Source organism: Rhodococcus sp. NPDC056506 (genome assembly GCF_042794945.1).
Lineage (GTDB): Bacteria > Actinomycetota > Actinomycetes > Mycobacteriales > Mycobacteriaceae > Rhodococcus_F.
Genome location: NZ_JBHTSW010000016.1, coordinates 89433 through 104872 on the forward strand (window position 1 = coordinate 89433; position 15440 = coordinate 104872).

Genomic DNA, 15440 nt, shown 5'->3' on the forward strand with positions numbered 1-15440 from the left:
AGGTCGTGAAACGAACGGGGTGCCGGTTGCAGAGCAACTGGCACCCCGTTCATTTGTGTCTGGATGGCGCTGACACAAATAGGAAACCATCCGGTTGGTAACAGAAATTGCTGTGATCGCGACAGGACTTCCAGAGGCGACGCGCACCGGGGGCGAGCCGTGACGATGACTGTGAGGACTCGTGCCGAACGAGCAAACCGATTCGAAGCGTGCGGAGACGTGGACCTTCGCGTTGACGGTCGTCTCCCTGATCGCCGGCGGCACAGTGGTTGCCGGGTTCGTGGATCGGTGGAGTGGCTCGGAGTCCGACAACATCTCGGTAGCTGCATCGACGTCTGTCAGCGTGACGTCTACGCCGGACGGTGGGTTCGCCGAAGACGCACCTGAATTCTCGTACGTCACGCCGACCGCGGTGTACCCGACCACCATTCCGGGTTGTGAGAGCGTCGAAGCGCCAGAGGAGGATTCGTTCTTCTCCTATATTCTGGACGGATCCAACACGTACGACGATCCACGCTTTCCGTGGTTCTCGAGCGCCAAGGCAGCAGCGATGTCTGACGCGGTCAAACAGGCGCTGCCGCACGACGTCGAGCTGAAGTTCGCCAGCCCGGGCAATTCGCTCCAGTTCGGGCCGATCTATGCGCCTTCGAACACAGATGGCCTGCCCGAGGGGTTCTCGCTCGAGGATCTGGCGTCCACCACTGCGTCCGGGACGCTGGTTCGGGACGGGAAGATCGGCGCGCTCAGCCTGATGCTGCACTCGAGTTCTGATCCGATCCCATCGTGTGTTGCGGGGTCGCTCGTCGAACGTCGGGTGCTGGCCGACCAGTCTGTGGTGGACCTGCAGGATACGTGGAGCGAAACCAATGGTGTACGCACTCTTGGTCGGTCGGCGATGCTGTACGGAATCGACGGGACCCGTATCCAGGCGTATGTCAACGACACGAACAACGACGGAGGTCGGGACGCCGAGAGTTCCGGCGTGGTGCCACTGACGCTTGACGAACTTGCAACCCTTGTCGAAATGACACAGCTGCGAATCACCGCGCCTATTCCACCAGGCACTGCTCCGCTTCAGATTGATTGCGGCGGTTGGGCGGACGAGTCATCAGGGCGGGAACTGGATCGAGGAATCGTAGACGCGCTCGGTGAAGCGCTCCGATCAGGTTGGCGCGCAGCACCGCCAGACGCGCCTGACCTCGGCAGTCAGCTGGGTGATCTGGTTCTTGCCGAAAACGACACCACCACCGCGTGCCAGGATCTCGTTGCACGGTCGGGCGGCAACGAGTCGGGTCTGAGTATCTCGATCACCAGCGGACAACCGCTTCCCGCACCTCCGAACAAGTACGACCCTTCGTACGACGGACACCCGCTCTCGATGGAGACCACTGAAGATGGATCCGTGATCGAACGTGATGAGAGTCGCTGGGAGAATGTCCACAGGTCTGTAGTAGTTACCCACACGGGTGGGACGCAAGTAACGGTGAGCTCGACGGCCGAGGAACCGAACGTGCCGATGACGTTCGAGCAGTTGGAGTTTCTCGCGACGACCGACGGCCTGGAGATTCGATGACCAACAGGTACTCCCCGAAAGCCCGCCTTCGGATCGCGGCCGCCGCTGCGGTAGTTTTACCGTCACTGCCGCCATCGCCACGGTGGTCACGTCGACGAGTTCCGAACCGACAGCGATCTCGTCGCCGCTATGGAGCGACGAGGCCTCCGAGATTCTCGGACGCGAGTTCGCGATCTTTCGGAGCCCACTTGTCGGCACCGAATTCAACATGGACATGGGCGGATTCATCGACGCCGGATCACTCGTGGTCACGATGATCGGTATGCCGGATCGTCAGGCGAATTCGTTGGACGACGCAGAATTGGTCGGATTGGACGCCGAAGACGGCACAGTTCGTTGGCGCGCGTCGGCGGTCGACATCGGTGGTTGCTCCGAGACTCTGCTCGGCAACTCGGTGCTCTGTTTCTCCGGACCGTACGTATCCGGTGGTTCGTACTCGCTGTTCGACATCGATACGGGAGAGCGGCGAGACATCAAGACGCCGTGGTCGCCGATCATCGCGGTTGTCTCAGGCGACACCGTCCTCGCGCTCGAAGGGGATATCGAGAGCAACGACGTTCGCGTGCACAGCGGAACCGTCGACGATCCGGAAGCGAACTGGTCCAAAGCGTTCGACATCGGCGGATCGTGGGAGGCCGGATATGCCGATCCGGTGATGTCGGTTCACGGCGACCTCGGTGTGATCGCTCTCGACGAGTCCTTGGGATTCGACCTGAAGACCGGCGAACAGCGGTGGGTACACGGTTACTCCACCTGTTCGACCGCGCACACATCGTCGGACGGTGTGACCTTGGTGTCGGACGGCGGTTGCGAAGGCAACGGTCGCCCGACAAGTGAGTACGCACTCGATCAGAACGGGCGCGAGTTCGCCAGGACGGACGAACTGCCCTCGGAGTCCTCGCACTACGGTGGGCGATACAGTCGAGATGAACCTGTCGGCGGATCGACTCCGATCATTCTGGGACACAGCGGTTTCGACCGGAAGTCCGGCGAGAAATTGTGGTCCAACAGTGAAGTCTTCGACACCGCACAGTCGTTGGCGGTGATCGGCAACGTGGTCGCCGTGACCCGTTCCGGTTCCGAGCCCGACGTCCAGTTCGTGGACCTCTTCACCGGTGAGGTCCTGTGGCGATCGAACGCCGAGCGCGCCGGAGAGGTTGTCTGGCACGGCGATGTCGTTATCGACGAGGGAAACGTCTACGGAACGGATGTCCGTACGGGCCAACGTAGTTGGGAGGTTGGGGTGGATCAGGACGGGGACGACGAGTTCACCCCCTGGGCGATGCCGCGGGAGCTGTGGGCGGGGGACAAGGTGCTGTTGCGTTCCAGTGAAGACCGCATCACGGCGTTGAAACTGTCGTGAAACTCGGTGTCTGCGAACCTTCGGTAATTAGCGAAACTCGATGGTTTACTGGTGAACTGGCATGATTCGACCTTTCGACATGCCGAACAAGCGCCTGAACTCCAGGCGCTCCTGCTCGAAGTTGTAGATGCGGTAGACGGGCCACACGAGCGCGTGGAGCATCGAGTCGCCCCAGATGGTCAGTTTGAGGCGCCAATTCATGATGTTGTGAAGGTGCAGAACCGATTCGGATGCTTGGTTGTACTTCAGGTACTCCAACGGAGGGGTTTCACCGCGTCGACCGGACGTCTCTGCTCGCATGTCGGCGATCTGACCGATCGTCATCCCTTCCTCCCGAAGGCACAGTGAAAGGTCGATATCTTCGTGGATGTCAGGCCGGTCACTGACTTGCTCGCGGACGGACAGCCATGCGCTCTTTCTGATCGCCATGTTCGCTCCGGCGACAGCGAGTACTTGACGTTCGCAATCGAACTTCCCCTGCTTCACCTGCCTGTCCAGTGCGTAGCGGTGGATTCGAGCAAACGGCGATTCGAAGAGGTAGGTGAGTCCGGCAACCGCTGAATGAGCGGTGCTGCGTTGGAAGAAACCCTTGACCGCATCTGCCCATCCCGGTTGTACCCGTGTGTCCGCGTCGATACGACCGATGATATTGCCGGTCGAGGCGTCGAAGCCCGCGTTCCGGGCGTGTACCACGCCTTGGCGGGCCTCGAAGACGTATCTGACTTTGTCGTACTTTTCGGCGAACTCCTGGATGATCGATGCAGTACCGTCCGTCGAGTTGTTGTCGACAATCAGAATCTCATCGATTTCCGATTGGGTCAGTAGACGCTCGATGCAGCCGGAAACCGCGTTCTCTTCGTTAAATACCGGAACAACCACCGAAAGTCGATTAGTGGACAAGTGTTCAATATCCTGCATGGATGCGGTCACTGTATTCCTTTGCTGGGCAATTGGGTCCAGTCCTTCGCAAAGGTTACGATAGCAATAGGTGACCATTCGGACAATTTGAAGCGATGGCCATATGATCAATCCCGCAACAGCTTATTGCGGGAAACTATCAGCATAAGTGCAGCTGGCACGGCATAAATGCATGCAGATAAGGCTTTCGGAACTGATTGATTTTTACCCACTCGAGTCTATTCGTCGGTTGAACACCGGACTTTAGTCCTTTTAATTCCGGCAAATATAATGCTGGTAGTTCGCTGAATTGTGAATCGCCACTGCGGCAACCACCTGGCAATATCTAGATGTCGCAAGTCGCTTTTCAATGAAGTGGAGTCGGTGCAGCGCAAGTGCCATATTTGTAGATTCAACGGACCCTTGACGGCAAGGTTGCCGCCATCTGCAAATATTTGCCTTTGTAGCTGTCGGTCTGGATTTTCCAGTGAAGTCCGCCCCCGCGACTCTTCAGCACCGATTTCCGATGTGCAACCGGCAGCCGGCACCTACCTACTGGGTCAGCATGCCTTCGGTTTCGGGTGCCGGAACGGTTTTCCCCGTGATCGGATCGACTTCCGCGAGCGATGGAACATCCTCGCCGTCAAGCACTCGGCGCATGCGCTCCTTGTCGAGCTGCCCCTCCCAATTGGCGACCACGAAGGTTGCGACACAGTTCCCGAGCAGGTTTACCGACACCCGCATCGAGTCCATGATTCGATCGGCGCCCAGTAGGAGGGCGACTGCGGCGACCGGAATTGCGCCGTGACCGATTGCGGCCACAGTGGCGGACAGCGCCAGGAAGGACGATCCCGGTACCCCTGCCATTCCCTTCGACGTGAGCATCAGTACCAGGACGGCAGTGATCTGTTCACCGAGTGTCAGATCCACGCCGAGTGCCTGAGCCAGAAACAGCATGCAGATCGACAGGTACAGCGTCGCGCCGTCGAGATTGAACGAGTAGCCGGTAGGCACCACCAATCCTGTTGTCGTGCGCGAGCATCCGGCGTTGGTGAGCTTGACCATGATTCGGGGCAGAACTACTTCGGTCGACGCCGTTCCCAACGCGAGGAAGAGTTCGTCCTTGATGTACTTGACGAACTTCCACAGGTTCACGCCCGCGAAATACCTGACTATCGCGGCCAGGATGAGGATGAACAGGAAGGCCGCGAGATAGCATGCGGCGATCAGCTTTCCGTAGCTTCCGAGTGAAGCAATCCCGTACTGGCCCACGATGTACGCCATCGCGCCCAAAGCGCCCAACGGCGCCAGTCGCATGATCCAGCCGATGATCGTGAAGAACAGATGGCTCAGACGATCAACGAGTTCGAACACGATCGGTGGGCCGCTCTCGCCTGCCTTGGCCAAGGCGAGTCCGAACAGTACTGCGAAGAAGAGGACTTGGAGGAGAGCGTTCTCGGCGAAGGCCGAAACTATCGACACCGGAATGATATTGAGCAGGAACTCGACCGTGTGGGGGAGTTCGCCACTTCCGGTCTTGGCGGCCACGGCGTCCGCACCGTTCGCCAGCGTCTCCGGATCGATGTTGAATCCCGCACCCGGTTTCATCAGATTTCCGATGAGCAGCCCGAACAACAGGGCGAAGGTGGTCACTACCTCGAAGTAGATGAGTGCTTTGACGCCGATACGCCCCACGGCCTTCAGATCCCCGACGTGAGCAATCCCGATCACGACGGTGCAGAAGATGATCGGCGCGATCAGCATTTTGATCAGCTTGATGAACCCGTCGGCAAGGGGCTTGAGATTCGCGCCGAATTCCGGCCACAACCAGCCGATGAGGACACCGATGACGATAGCGGCGATCAGTTGCACGAACAGTGATCGGTACCAGGGCGGCTTGTTGGCGAGTCGCGCGAGCTCGCTGTTCGGCAGTTTTACGGAAGTGGCCATGGACGAGAACGCTAGGTCTGCTTGATTGCGAAAGAATAACTCGCGAATGTCCTGCGTGTAACACGTCCAGGTTGCATCTCGGACAACAATTCGGTCAACAAGCGACAGTTGTGTGTGACTGTGGTTATTGTTTCCCTGAGCGGTGATCTTCCGTCCGCGTGCATGCACGACGTGTGAGAGGGGCTGTCATGGGGCAAATTATCGGAACCATCATTTTCGGCGCAGTCATCGGAATCCTGGCTCGTCTCGTACTGCCAGGTAAGCAGCAGTACGGCATGATCGTGACCGTCGTGCTGGGTATCGCCGGAGCGCTTATCGGGTACTGGGTCTGGGGAGCGATCTCGGACAAGGGCGACACGGGTGGAATCGACTGGATCCGCTGGATCATCAGCATCGCCGCGGCGGCCGTGCTCTCGATCGGCTACAGCGCCGTCACCGGCAAGAAATAGCAAGCCAACGCAATTCGCGAAGTGCGCCCCCCGAAGTTCGGGAGGGCGCACTTTTGGTTTGCCCTAGTTGTCCGACCCCAGATGTCAGCGAACGGCACTCTCGTCGCCTCAGATGCGCCGAAAGGCGCGTTCGCTCAGAGGAGGGCGTGCAAATTCAGAGCGCCCGTCGCTGAAGATGCAAGGCCTCGAGGAACTGCGCCGGTAGATCCTGCTCGAGGATTTCGTCGTCAGGATGCGGTAGCGCTTTGATTTTGGCGAACTCGTCGTTGAGTCGTTCCATCTTCACGTCGAGACGGTGTGCCGCGGCCGCAGCCTCGGTGAGTTCGTCGAGGAGTTCGACGGGAACCTCGCGGTTGTACTTGTAGTAGATCTTGTGTTCGAGGCTCGCCCAGAAGTCCATCGCGATGGTGCGGATCTGGAGTTCGATCGGAACGTGCCGGACGCGGTCGCTCATGAAAACGGGGACCTCGACGATCAGGTGCAAGCTCTTGTAGCCGTTGGGTTTCGGATCGGCGATGTAGTCCTCGCGCTCGATCACCCGAAGGTCCGTCTGGCTGGTGAGCATCTCGGCTATGCGGTACGTGTCGGAAATGAAACTGCAGGTGATGCGTACTCCGGCGATGTCGAAGATGTTCTTCGAGATGTCGTCGATCGTGAGCGGGACGTTCAGGCGCTGAGCCTTGCGCAGGATGCTGTCCGGCGACTTGACTCGTGACGTGACGTGTTCGATGGGGCTGTACTGATTGATGTGCGTGAACTCGTCCTTGAGAATGTTCACCTTGGTCATCAGTTCGGAGATTCCGAATTGGTACAACATCATGAAGCGGGAGAACTCGGTCCGCAGTTCGGCGAAATCGGCCCTGCTGACCCCACTGCTGTCTTCCACGTTCGGCACCCTCATCTGTTAGCTGGTGTAACCAGTCTGCCACCGATTGTGCCGTGTCCGGTTTCAGTGGGTGCGCAGTGCGGCGAGCGTCATATCCCGCAGGACTCGACGCGCGCGTGCCGGCGAAGCGGGGTTGGCGCTGTGTGGGGTCGAGTTGATCAGACCGAAGGTGGCATGCGCTTTGATGCGTGCATCCGCCTGATCGAGTTGGGGATCGAGTTGCTCGAGCACCCCGACCCAGACCTCGACGTACTTGCGCTGCGTCTGGCGTACTTGTCGACGCGCGTCGGCCGGCAGGCTTTCGAGGTCGCGGTCCTGGATGCGGATCAGGTCCGGCTCGCCCAGTGCGAAGTCGAGGTGGAACTCCACCAATGCGTCGAGAGCAGCGCGCGGTGAGTCCGCTGCCTCTGCTGCCGCAGAACCGCCTTCGTGCAGGCGCGTGCTGATGCCGACGAGAAGTTCCACGAGGACGGCATCCTTGTTGGGGAAATGCCGATACACGGCCGGGCCGCTGATGCCGACGGCCGCGCCGAGGTCTTCGAGCCGCACACTCACGAATCCGCGCTCGGCGATCAACCGGGCGGCGGCGTCCAAGAGTTGACGTCGACGGTCGGCCTTCATCTGATCGCGTCGCGTCGGAGCTGCTACCTGCTCTGAGGTCATTCTCTCGATCTTTCTTCGCTTGTGTTCTGGACAACTCAGTTAATCATAGTTAATCTAGTTTCAGTTATCGAGCATTAACTCATGGCGAAGGCGGCGGGATGACTCCCAGTGGAATCACGCAAGGATCGGGCTACCGGTCCGATCACACCGTTCTGGTGGACGAACTGAAGAAGAAACTGGCGCAAGCAGCGCTAGGTGGCAACGAGCGCTCTCGCGAGCGTCACGTGAGCAGAGGGAAGTTGCTGCCGCGCGATCGCGTCGACTCGCTGCTCGACCAGGGCAGCCCGTTCCTCGAGTTGTCCCCACTGGCGGCCAACGGCCTGTACGACGACGAGTGCCCCGGCGCCGGCGTCATCACCGGTATCGGCCGTGTGTCGGGTCGTGAGTGCGTCATCGTTGCCAACGACGCGACGGTCAAGGGCGGCACCTACTACCCGATGACGGTGAAGAAGCACCTGCGCGCGCAGGAAGTTGCGCTGCAGAACAACCTTCCCTGCATTTACCTCGTCGACTCCGGCGGCGCCTTCCTGCCGCGCCAGGACGAGGTCTTCCCGGACCGTGAGCACTTCGGCCGGATCTTCTACAACCAGGCGACCATGAGCGCCAAGGGGATTCCCCAGATCGCCGCAGTTCTCGGTTCGTGCACCGCGGGCGGCGCCTACGTGCCCGCGATGAGCGACGAAGCAGTGATCGTCCGCAACCAGGGCACCATCTTCCTCGGCGGCCCGCCGCTGGTGAAGGCTGCCACCGGTGAGATCGTCACGGCCGAAGAGCTCGGCGGCGGCGACCTGCACTCCAAGGTTTCCGGCGTCACCGATCACCTGGCCGAGGACGACCGCGACGCACTTCGGATCGTGCGCAACATCATTGCCACACTCGGCCCCCGCTCCGAGCGCCCGTGGGACGTCATCTCCACGGTTCCGCCCGTCGCCGACCAGCGCGAGCTGTACGACGTCGTTCCGACCGATCCCCGTACTCCGTACGACGTGCACGAGGTCATCACCAAGCTCGTTGACGGTGGCGCGTTCCAGGAGTTCAAGGCTGAATACGGCAAGACGCTCGTCACCGGTTTCGCCCACATCGAGGGCCATCCGGTCGGCATCATCGCCAACAACGGCGTTCTCTTCGGCGAATCCGCCATGAAGGGTGCACATTTCATCGAACTGTGCGACAAGCGCAGTGTGCCGCTGCTGTTCCTGCAGAACATCGCGGGCTTCATGGTGGGACGCGACTACGAGGCCGGCGGCATCGCCAAGCACGGCGCCAAGATGGTCACGGCAGTTGCGTGTGCACGAGTTCCGAAGCTGACGGTTGTCATCGGCGGCTCTTACGGCGCCGGCAACTACTCCATGTGTGGACGCGCGTATTCACCTCGCTTCCTGTGGATGTGGCCGAACGCGCGCATCTCGGTCATGGGCGGCGAGCAGGCAGCTTCGGTGCTCTCGACGGTTCGTAGTGACCAGCTCGACAGCGCGGGTAATCCGTGGTCGGCCGAGGACGAAGAATCCTTCAAGGCGCCGATCCGCGAGCAGTACGAGGCTCAGGGCAATCCGTACTACTCCACTGCGCGGCTGTGGGATGACGGTGTCATCGATCCCGCAGATACCAGAACTGTTCTCGGCCTGGCCCTTTCGGTGTGCGCAAACGCGCCGATCGAGCCGGTCTCCTACGGCGTCTTCCGGATGTGAGCGAAATGACTGAGTTGCGCACTATCGATACTGTTCTCGTGGCCAACCGCGGTGAGATCGCGGTTCGCGTGATCCGCACGCTGCGTGAGTTGGGAATTCGCAGCGTCGCCGTCTACAGCGACGCCGACGCGAATGCTCGCCACGTCCGCGAGGCCGACACTGCCGTCAACATCGGACCGGCCGCGGCGCGTGAAAGCTACCTCGTCATCGACAAGGTCATCGACGCTGCCAAGTCCACCGGTGCTCAGGGTATTCACCCCGGTTACGGCTTCCTGTCGGAGAACTCGGCGTTCTCGGCTGCCTGTGCGGCCGCCGGAATCGCCTTCCTCGGCCCCTCCGAGCGGGCGATCGAGGTGATGGGTGACAAGATCACCGCGAAGAACGCGGTTGCCGCGTTCGACGTGCCGGTGGTCCCGGGCATCGCTCGTCCGAACCTGACCGACGAAGAACTGATCGCAGCAGCCGAGGACATCGGCTACCCGGTGTTGGTCAAGCCTTCGGCCGGCGGCGGTGGCAAGGGAATGCGTCTGGTCGAGGACCCGGCCAACCTGGCCGAGGCTCTTCGCAGTGCACGCCGTGAGGCCGCGTCGTCGTTCGGCGACGACACCCTGTTCCTCGAGCGATTCGTCCTGCGGCCTCGGCACATCGAGGTCCAGGTTCTCGCCGACCAGCACGGCAACGTCGTACACCTCGGTGAGCGCGAATGCAGCCTGCAGCGGCGTCACCAGAAGGTCATCGAAGAGGCTCCGTCGCCGCTGCTCGATCAGGTGACGCGTGACCGCATCGGTGCGGCAGCGTGCAACACCGCTCGAAGCGTCGATTACACCGGTGCCGGCACCGTGGAGTTCATCGTCTCCGCCGACAAGCCGGACGAGTTCTTCTTCATGGAGATGAACACCCGCCTGCAGGTCGAGCATCCCGTCACCGAAATGGTGACCGGGCTTGATCTGGTCGAATGGCAGGTACGTGTGGCAGCGGGGGAGAAGTTGACCTTCTCCCAGAGCGACATCACGCTGACCGGGCACGCCATCGAAGCTCGTGTGTACGCGGAGGATCCGGGCCGTGGGTTCCTGCCGACCGGCGGCCGCGTCGTCGATCTGGTCGAGCCGTCAGGTTCCGGCGTGCGCGTCGATTCCGGACTGCTCGCGGGCACCGTCGTCGGCAGTGACTACGATCCGATGCTCAGCAAGGTCATCGCCCACGCTCCCGACCGCGCGGGCGCACTGCGCAAGCTCGATCGCGCACTCGGTGACACCGCAGTGCTCGGAGTCGTGACCAACATCGAGTTCGCACGATTCCTCCTCGCTGATCCGGATGTGATCGCGGGCAACCTCGACACCGGTCTGCTCGATCGTCGCGTCGAAGACTTTGTCGCAGCCGATGCCTCCGACGAGGTCCTCATTGCTGCCGCGGCGTATCGCTGGCTCTCGCGGTGGACAACCTCGGAATCCGTTGATCCCTGGGACGTGCCGAGTGGGTGGCGCGTCGGAACTCCCGCTCCGACCAGCATCAGGCTCTCCGCAGGCACCCGAACGGCGCACGTTGCGATCGTGGGCGTTCCCGCGGATGCAAAGGTCGAGGTCGAAGGTTCACAGCCTCGCGCATTCAGCGCGACCCTGACGGGATCCGAACTGGCGGTGGTGATCGACGGACGCCGACGCACGTTTGTCGTCGCCGAGACCGATGGTGGTCTGTGGCTGGCAGGCGGCGGAACCTGGCACGTGCGCGAGGTTGCCGAAGTCAGCGTTCGCGGTGAGGACAAGCACGCCGGTGACGCCGAAATCGCCAGCCCCATGCCCGGTGCCGTCATCGCAGTCAACGTCGAGAACGGCGCGGCAGTGAGCGCGGGACAACCACTCGTCGTTGTCGAGGCCATGAAGATGGAGCACTCCTTGACGTCCCCGATCGACGGGATCGTGGAAGTGCTTGTCCGTCAGGGCGATCAGGTGATGGTGGATCAGGTTCTGGCCCGCGTGGTACCTGCCCAAGACGAAGAGACTGCCGAAGAAAAGACCGAGAACACGACGCAGAAGGAAGACGCCTGATGTCCGATTACCTTGCCACCGGAGCGCTTCCGGACGAATACCAGCAGCTCGCCAAGACGGTTGCGGACTTCGCGAAGACCGTCGTGGCACCGGTTGCTGCCGAGCACGACGCCAACCACACCTTCCCGTACGAGGTAGTTGCCGGGATGGCGGACATGGGACTGTTCGGCCTGCCCTTCCCCGAGGAGTACGGCGGAATGGGTGGCGACTACTTCGCACTCTGCCTGGCGCTCGAAGAGCTGGGCAAGGTCGACCAGAGTGTTGCGATCACTCTCGAAGCCGGTGTGTCCCTTGGTGCCATGCCGATCTACCGTTTCGGTAACGAGGCACAGAAGCAAGAGTGGCTTCCGCAGCTCACCAGCGGCAAGTCGTTGGCTGCCTTCGGCCTGACCGAACCCGGCGCGGGTAGCGACGCCGGCGGAACCAAGACCACCGCGAAGTTCGACAGCGGTGAGTGGATCATCAACGGCAACAAGCAGTTCATCACCAACTCGGGCACCGACATCACCAAGCTGGTGACGGTCACCGCGGTCACGGGTGTCAAGGACGGCGGCAAGAAGGAGATCTCGACGATCCTCGTGCCGACCACGACGCCCGGCTTCACGGCCGAACCGGCATACAACAAGGTCGGATGGAACGCGTCCGACACCCATCCCCTCACGTTCGCCGATGTTCGTGTCCCCGAAGAGAATCTGCTCGGTGAGCGTGGCCGCGGCTACGCGAACTTCCTGCGCATCCTCGACGAAGGCCGAATCGCTATTTCGGCGCTGAGCGTCGGTGCCGCCCAGGGCTGCGTCGACGAGTCGATCAAGTACGCCAAGGAGCGCGAGGCGTTCGGTCGGCCCATCGGACACAACCAGGCGATCGCGTTCAAGATCGCGCGCATGGAGGCTCGCGCCCACGTCGCACGTACCGCGTACTACGACGCGGCCGCACTCATGTTGTCGGGCAAGCCGTTCAAGAAGCAGGCGTCCATCGCCAAGCTCATCTCCTCCGAAGCTGCCATGGACAACGCTCGCGACGCCACCCAGATCCACGGTGGATACGGCTTCATGAACGAGTACGCCGTCGCGCGTCACTACCGTGACAGCAAGATCCTCGAAATCGGTGAGGGAACCACCGAGGTGCAGTTGATGCTCATCGCTCGTGAGGCAGGGCTGTGACGAACCCCAAGAAGATCACTCAGCGCGGGCTCTGGTTCGAGGAGTTCGAGGTCGGCGCGATCTACGAGCATCGCCCAGGTCGAACGGTGACCGAGGCTGACAACGTCCTGTTCACGACCCTGACGATGAACACGCAGGCGCTACATCTTGATGCCGCGTACAGCGAAGGCACTCAATTCGGTGTGCGGCTGGTCAATTCGATGTTCACCCTCTCGACAATCGTTGGCCTCTCGGTCGCGCAGTTGACGCAGGGCACCATCGTGGCGAACCTCGGTTTCTCCGAGATCAGCTTTCCGAAGCCTCTCTTCCACGGCGACACCCTGTACGCCGAGACGCTCATCGCGGACAAGCGTGAGTCGAAGAGCCGTCCGGGCGAAGGCATCGTGACGCTCGTGCACACCGGACGCAACCAGCACGGTGACGTCGTGGCACTCGCCACGCGCAAGACCTTGGTGCAGCTTCGCCCGGTCGAGGTGTCCTCATGACGTGGACGCCGCCGGGGCCGGCGTGGTTGTTCTGCCCGGCGGATCGACCCGAGCGCTACGCGAAGGCCGCGGCCGTTGCCGACGTCGTGATCCTCGATCTCGAAGACGGGGTGGCTCCGGCCGACAAGGAAGCCGCGCGTGCAGCCCTGATCGACACTCCTCTCGATCCGGACTGGACGATTGTGCGCGTCAATCCGGTCGGTACGCCTGATCACGAACTCGATCTGATCGCGCTGGACGGCACACACTATTCGCGTCTCATGCTGTCCAAGTGCGAATCGGCCGAGGACGTCCTCTCGCTCGCACCGGCGGACGTGGTTGCACTCGTCGAGTCCCCGCGAGGAGCCCTCGCCGTGGCCGACATCGCGCTTGCTGCGAACGCCATCGGTGTCATGTGGGGAGCCGAGGATCTTGTGGCCGGTCTCGGCGGTAACTCGAGCAGGCACCCGAACGGTTCGTACCGCGACGTTGCCAAGCACGTCCGATCGACGTCTCTCCTGGCTGCGAAGAGCTACGGCCGGTTGGCTGTCGATTCCGTGTACCTCGACATCAAGGACCTCGTCGGCCTGGGCGTCGAGTCCGCTGATGCTGTCGCAGTCGGCTTCGATGTGAAGGTTGCGATCCACCCGAGTCAGGTCGAGGTCATCCGTGGTGCCTTCGCACCTTCGGAAAAAGAGATCGACTGGGCCACACGAGTGCTTGCCGCGGTGTCTACTGAACGTGGTGTGTTCGCGTTCGAGGGCAAGATGGTCGACGCTCCCGTTCTTCGTCACGCCGAGAAGCTTCTTCACCGAGCCGGAATCTTTCAGCAGAAGGAGAACTAACGGATGAGCAAAGTCGTGAATACGGCAGCTGAGGCAGTTGCCGACATCGCGAGCGGATCCAGGCTCGCAGTGGGCGGCTTCGGGCTGTGCGGTATTCCCGACGCACTGATCGCGGCGATCGCCGACGGCGACGCCACCGATCTCGAGGTGTTTTCCAACAACTGCGGTGTCGACGACTACGGTCTCGGCATTCTGCTCGGCGCGCACCGGATCGCCAGGGTGACGGCGTCGTACGTGGGGGAGAACAAGGAGTTCGCCCGCCAGTATCTCGCCGGTGAGCTCGAAGTGGAGTTGACGCCGCAGGGGACGCTGGCCGAGCGGCTGCGAGCAGGCGGTACCGGCATTCCGGCGTTCTACACGCCGGCGGGCGTCGGCACACCGATCGCTGAGGGCGGCTTGCCGTGGCGATACAACGCGGACGGTTCGATCGCCGTGGCGTCGCCACCGAAGGCGACGGCAGTGTTCGGTGGCCGCACGTATGTATTGGAAGAGGCGATCACGGCTGACTTCGCGCTCGTGCATGCGGACTACGGTGACACCGAAGGAAATCTCGTCTTCAACAAGACGGCGATGAACTTCAACCCGCTTGCTGCCATGGCCGGCCGGATCACCATCGCGCAGGTGGAGAACCTCGTCGAGCCGGGCGACATCGACCCCGCGCACGTGCACCTACCTGGAGTGTTCGTCGCGCGCGTCGTACACACAGGCCCACAGGAGAAGCGGATCGAGAAGCGGACCGTCTCAGGAGGCACCAAGTGACCAGTGCAGAGGAAACCCGTATCGGTTGGACTCGCCACGAGATGGCCGCTCGCGCTGCCGCCGAGATGCGGCCGGGGGAGTACGTCAACCTCGGCATCGGCCTGCCGACGCTGATCCCCAGTTACCTGCCCGAGGGCGTCAAGGTGGTCCTCCACAGCGAGAACGGCATCCTTGGTACTGGACCGTATCCGACCGACGATCAGGTCGATGCCGACCTCATCAATGCAGGTAAAGAAACCGTCACCGTCAATTCAGGCGCCGCGTTCTTCGACTCGGCTCTCTCCTTCGGCATGATCCGCGGTGGTCACATCGACACCGCGGTGCTCGGCGGGATGCAGGTATCGAAGACCGGTGACCTTGCCAACTGGATGGTGCCGGGCAAGATGGTGAAGGGTATGGGCGGGGCGATGGACCTGGTCCATGGAGCCCGCCGCGTCATCGTCGTGATGGAGCACACCGACCGCGACGGCAATCCCAAGATCGTCGAGGCCTGCACGCTGCCGCTTACCGGTCAGAGCGTCGTCAACCGGATTATCACCGACCTGGCAGTGCTGGACGTCACCGCGGACGGGCTGCAGCTTGTGGAGCTGGCTCCAGGGGTCAGCAGCGAGCACCTGAAGAGTGTGACTGGTGTGGGCTTTTCCTAAAGCTTCGTACCGTAAATCGAAGAACGCGCCGACCGCTGGTCGGCGCGT

Annotated in this window: 14 protein-coding genes; 10 read left to right on the forward strand and 4 right to left on the reverse strand. The window is 61.7% G+C overall.

Annotated features, from left to right (window positions below):
* Positions 1–181: 181 nt before the first annotated feature.
* Together ACFQ6H_RS15545 and ACFQ6H_RS15550 are read left to right on the forward strand one after the other, a co-directional pair.
* The gene (locus tag ACFQ6H_RS15545) at positions 182–1573 is read left to right on the forward strand and encodes a hypothetical protein (protein ID WP_378647074.1); all 1392 of its coding nucleotides are present in this window, start codon (positions 182–184) and stop codon (positions 1571–1573) included.
* A gap of 82 nt (positions 1574–1655) precedes the next feature.
* The gene (locus tag ACFQ6H_RS15550; protein WP_378647076.1) at positions 1656–2936 is read left to right on the forward strand and encodes a PQQ-binding-like beta-propeller repeat protein; all 1281 of its coding nucleotides are present in this window, start codon (positions 1656–1658) and stop codon (positions 2934–2936) included.
* Positions 2937–2981: 45 nt separating this feature from the next.
* Here ACFQ6H_RS15550 and ACFQ6H_RS15555 read toward each other — a convergent pair whose 3' ends face one another.
* Together ACFQ6H_RS15555 and dctA are read right to left on the reverse strand one after the other, a co-directional pair.
* Positions 2982–3836, reverse strand: coding sequence for a glycosyltransferase family 2 protein (locus ACFQ6H_RS15555; protein ID WP_230359663.1), 855 nt, complete (start codon positions 3834–3836; stop codon positions 2982–2984).
* A 549-nt stretch (positions 3837–4385) separates the two neighbouring features.
* Complete coding sequence (gene dctA / locus ACFQ6H_RS15560) at positions 4386–5783, reverse strand: C4-dicarboxylate transporter DctA (protein ID WP_378647078.1); 1398 nt, start codon at positions 5781–5783, stop codon at positions 4386–4388.
* Between the two features lie 188 nt (positions 5784–5971).
* Here dctA and ACFQ6H_RS15565 point away from each other — a divergent pair, with 188 nt between their 5' ends.
* Complete coding sequence (locus tag ACFQ6H_RS15565) at positions 5972–6232, forward strand: GlsB/YeaQ/YmgE family stress response membrane protein (protein ID WP_003942027.1); 261 nt, start codon at positions 5972–5974, stop codon at positions 6230–6232.
* A 154-nt stretch (positions 6233–6386) separates the two neighbouring features.
* Here the strand turns inward: ACFQ6H_RS15565 and ACFQ6H_RS15570 are convergent, their stop codons facing one another.
* Both ACFQ6H_RS15570 and ACFQ6H_RS15575 read right to left on the reverse strand, forming a co-directional pair.
* The gene (locus tag ACFQ6H_RS15570; protein WP_024487832.1) at positions 6387–7133 is read right to left on the reverse strand and encodes a GTP pyrophosphokinase family protein; all 747 of its coding nucleotides are present in this window, start codon (positions 7131–7133) and stop codon (positions 6387–6389) included.
* Positions 7134–7181: 48 nt separating this feature from the next.
* Positions 7182–7781: a TetR/AcrR family transcriptional regulator gene (locus ACFQ6H_RS15575; protein WP_378647080.1), complete on the reverse strand. Its 600-nt coding sequence runs from the start codon at positions 7779–7781 to the stop codon at positions 7182–7184.
* 98 nt (positions 7782–7879) lie between these two features.
* Between ACFQ6H_RS15575 and ACFQ6H_RS15580 the strand changes: the two genes are divergently transcribed.
* The 7 genes from ACFQ6H_RS15580 to ACFQ6H_RS15610 are packed head-to-tail and all read left to right on the forward strand — an operon-like array spanning position 7880 to position 15392.
* Entirely contained in the window at positions 7880–9469 is a 1590-nt protein-coding gene (locus tag ACFQ6H_RS15580) for a carboxyl transferase domain-containing protein (RefSeq protein WP_378537797.1), read from the forward strand.
* A gap of 5 nt (positions 9470–9474) precedes the next feature.
* A complete protein-coding gene (locus ACFQ6H_RS15585) occupies positions 9475–11514 on the forward strand; it encodes an acetyl-CoA carboxylase biotin carboxylase subunit (protein ID WP_378647082.1) in 2040 nt (679 codons plus the stop codon).
* Positions 11514–12677 carry an acyl-CoA dehydrogenase family protein gene (locus ACFQ6H_RS15590; RefSeq protein WP_007730190.1) on the forward strand — a complete coding sequence of 388 codons (1164 nt, stop codon included), beginning with the start codon at positions 11514–11516 and terminating at the stop codon, positions 12675–12677. The genes ACFQ6H_RS15585 and ACFQ6H_RS15590 overlap by 1 nt, the downstream gene beginning before the upstream one ends.
* Complete coding sequence (locus tag ACFQ6H_RS15595; RefSeq protein ID WP_378647084.1) at positions 12674–13162, forward strand: MaoC family dehydratase; 489 nt, start codon at positions 12674–12676, stop codon at positions 13160–13162. Before ACFQ6H_RS15590 ends, ACFQ6H_RS15595 begins: the two co-directional genes overlap by 4 nt.
* Entirely contained in the window at positions 13159–13986 is an 828-nt protein-coding gene (locus tag ACFQ6H_RS15600; RefSeq protein WP_378647086.1) for an HpcH/HpaI aldolase/citrate lyase family protein, read from the forward strand. Before ACFQ6H_RS15595 ends, ACFQ6H_RS15600 begins: the two co-directional genes overlap by 4 nt.
* A 3-nt stretch (positions 13987–13989) precedes the next feature.
* Positions 13990–14745 carry a CoA transferase subunit A gene (locus tag ACFQ6H_RS15605; RefSeq protein ID WP_042453312.1) on the forward strand — a complete coding sequence of 252 codons (756 nt, stop codon included), beginning with the start codon at positions 13990–13992 and terminating at the stop codon, positions 14743–14745.
* Between the two features lie 41 nt (positions 14746–14786).
* The gene (locus ACFQ6H_RS15610) at positions 14787–15392 is read left to right on the forward strand and encodes a 3-oxoacid CoA-transferase subunit B (protein WP_039973146.1); all 606 of its coding nucleotides are present in this window, start codon (positions 14787–14789) and stop codon (positions 15390–15392) included.
* The last annotated feature ends 48 nt before the right edge of the window (positions 15393–15440 follow it).

Coding starts and splice junctions, on each gene's coding strand:
- ACFQ6H_RS15580 (WP_378537797.1), top strand. CDS start 7,880: ATGACTCCCAGTGGAATCACGCAAGGATCGGGCTACCGGTCCGATCAC.
- ACFQ6H_RS15570 (WP_024487832.1), bottom strand. CDS start 7,133: ATGAGGGTGCCGAACGTGGAAGACAGCAGTGGGGTCAGCAGGGCCGAT.
- dctA (WP_378647078.1), bottom strand. CDS start 5,783: ATGGCCACTTCCGTAAAACTGCCGAACAGCGAGCTCGCGCGACTCGCC.
- ACFQ6H_RS15610 (WP_039973146.1), top strand. CDS start 14,787: ATGGCCGCTCGCGCTGCCGCCGAGATGCGGCCGGGGGAGTACGTCAAC.
- ACFQ6H_RS15565 (WP_003942027.1), top strand. CDS start 5,972: ATGGGGCAAATTATCGGAACCATCATTTTCGGCGCAGTCATCGGAATC.
- ACFQ6H_RS15605 (WP_042453312.1), top strand. CDS start 13,990: ATGAGCAAAGTCGTGAATACGGCAGCTGAGGCAGTTGCCGACATCGCG.
- ACFQ6H_RS15600 (WP_378647086.1), top strand. CDS start 13,159: ATGACGTGGACGCCGCCGGGGCCGGCGTGGTTGTTCTGCCCGGCGGAT.
- ACFQ6H_RS15575 (WP_378647080.1), bottom strand. CDS start 7,781: ATGACCTCAGAGCAGGTAGCAGCTCCGACGCGACGCGATCAGATGAAG.
- ACFQ6H_RS15585 (WP_378647082.1), top strand. CDS start 9,475: ATGACTGAGTTGCGCACTATCGATACTGTTCTCGTGGCCAACCGCGGT.
- ACFQ6H_RS15590 (WP_007730190.1), top strand. CDS start 11,514: ATGTCCGATTACCTTGCCACCGGAGCGCTTCCGGACGAATACCAGCAG.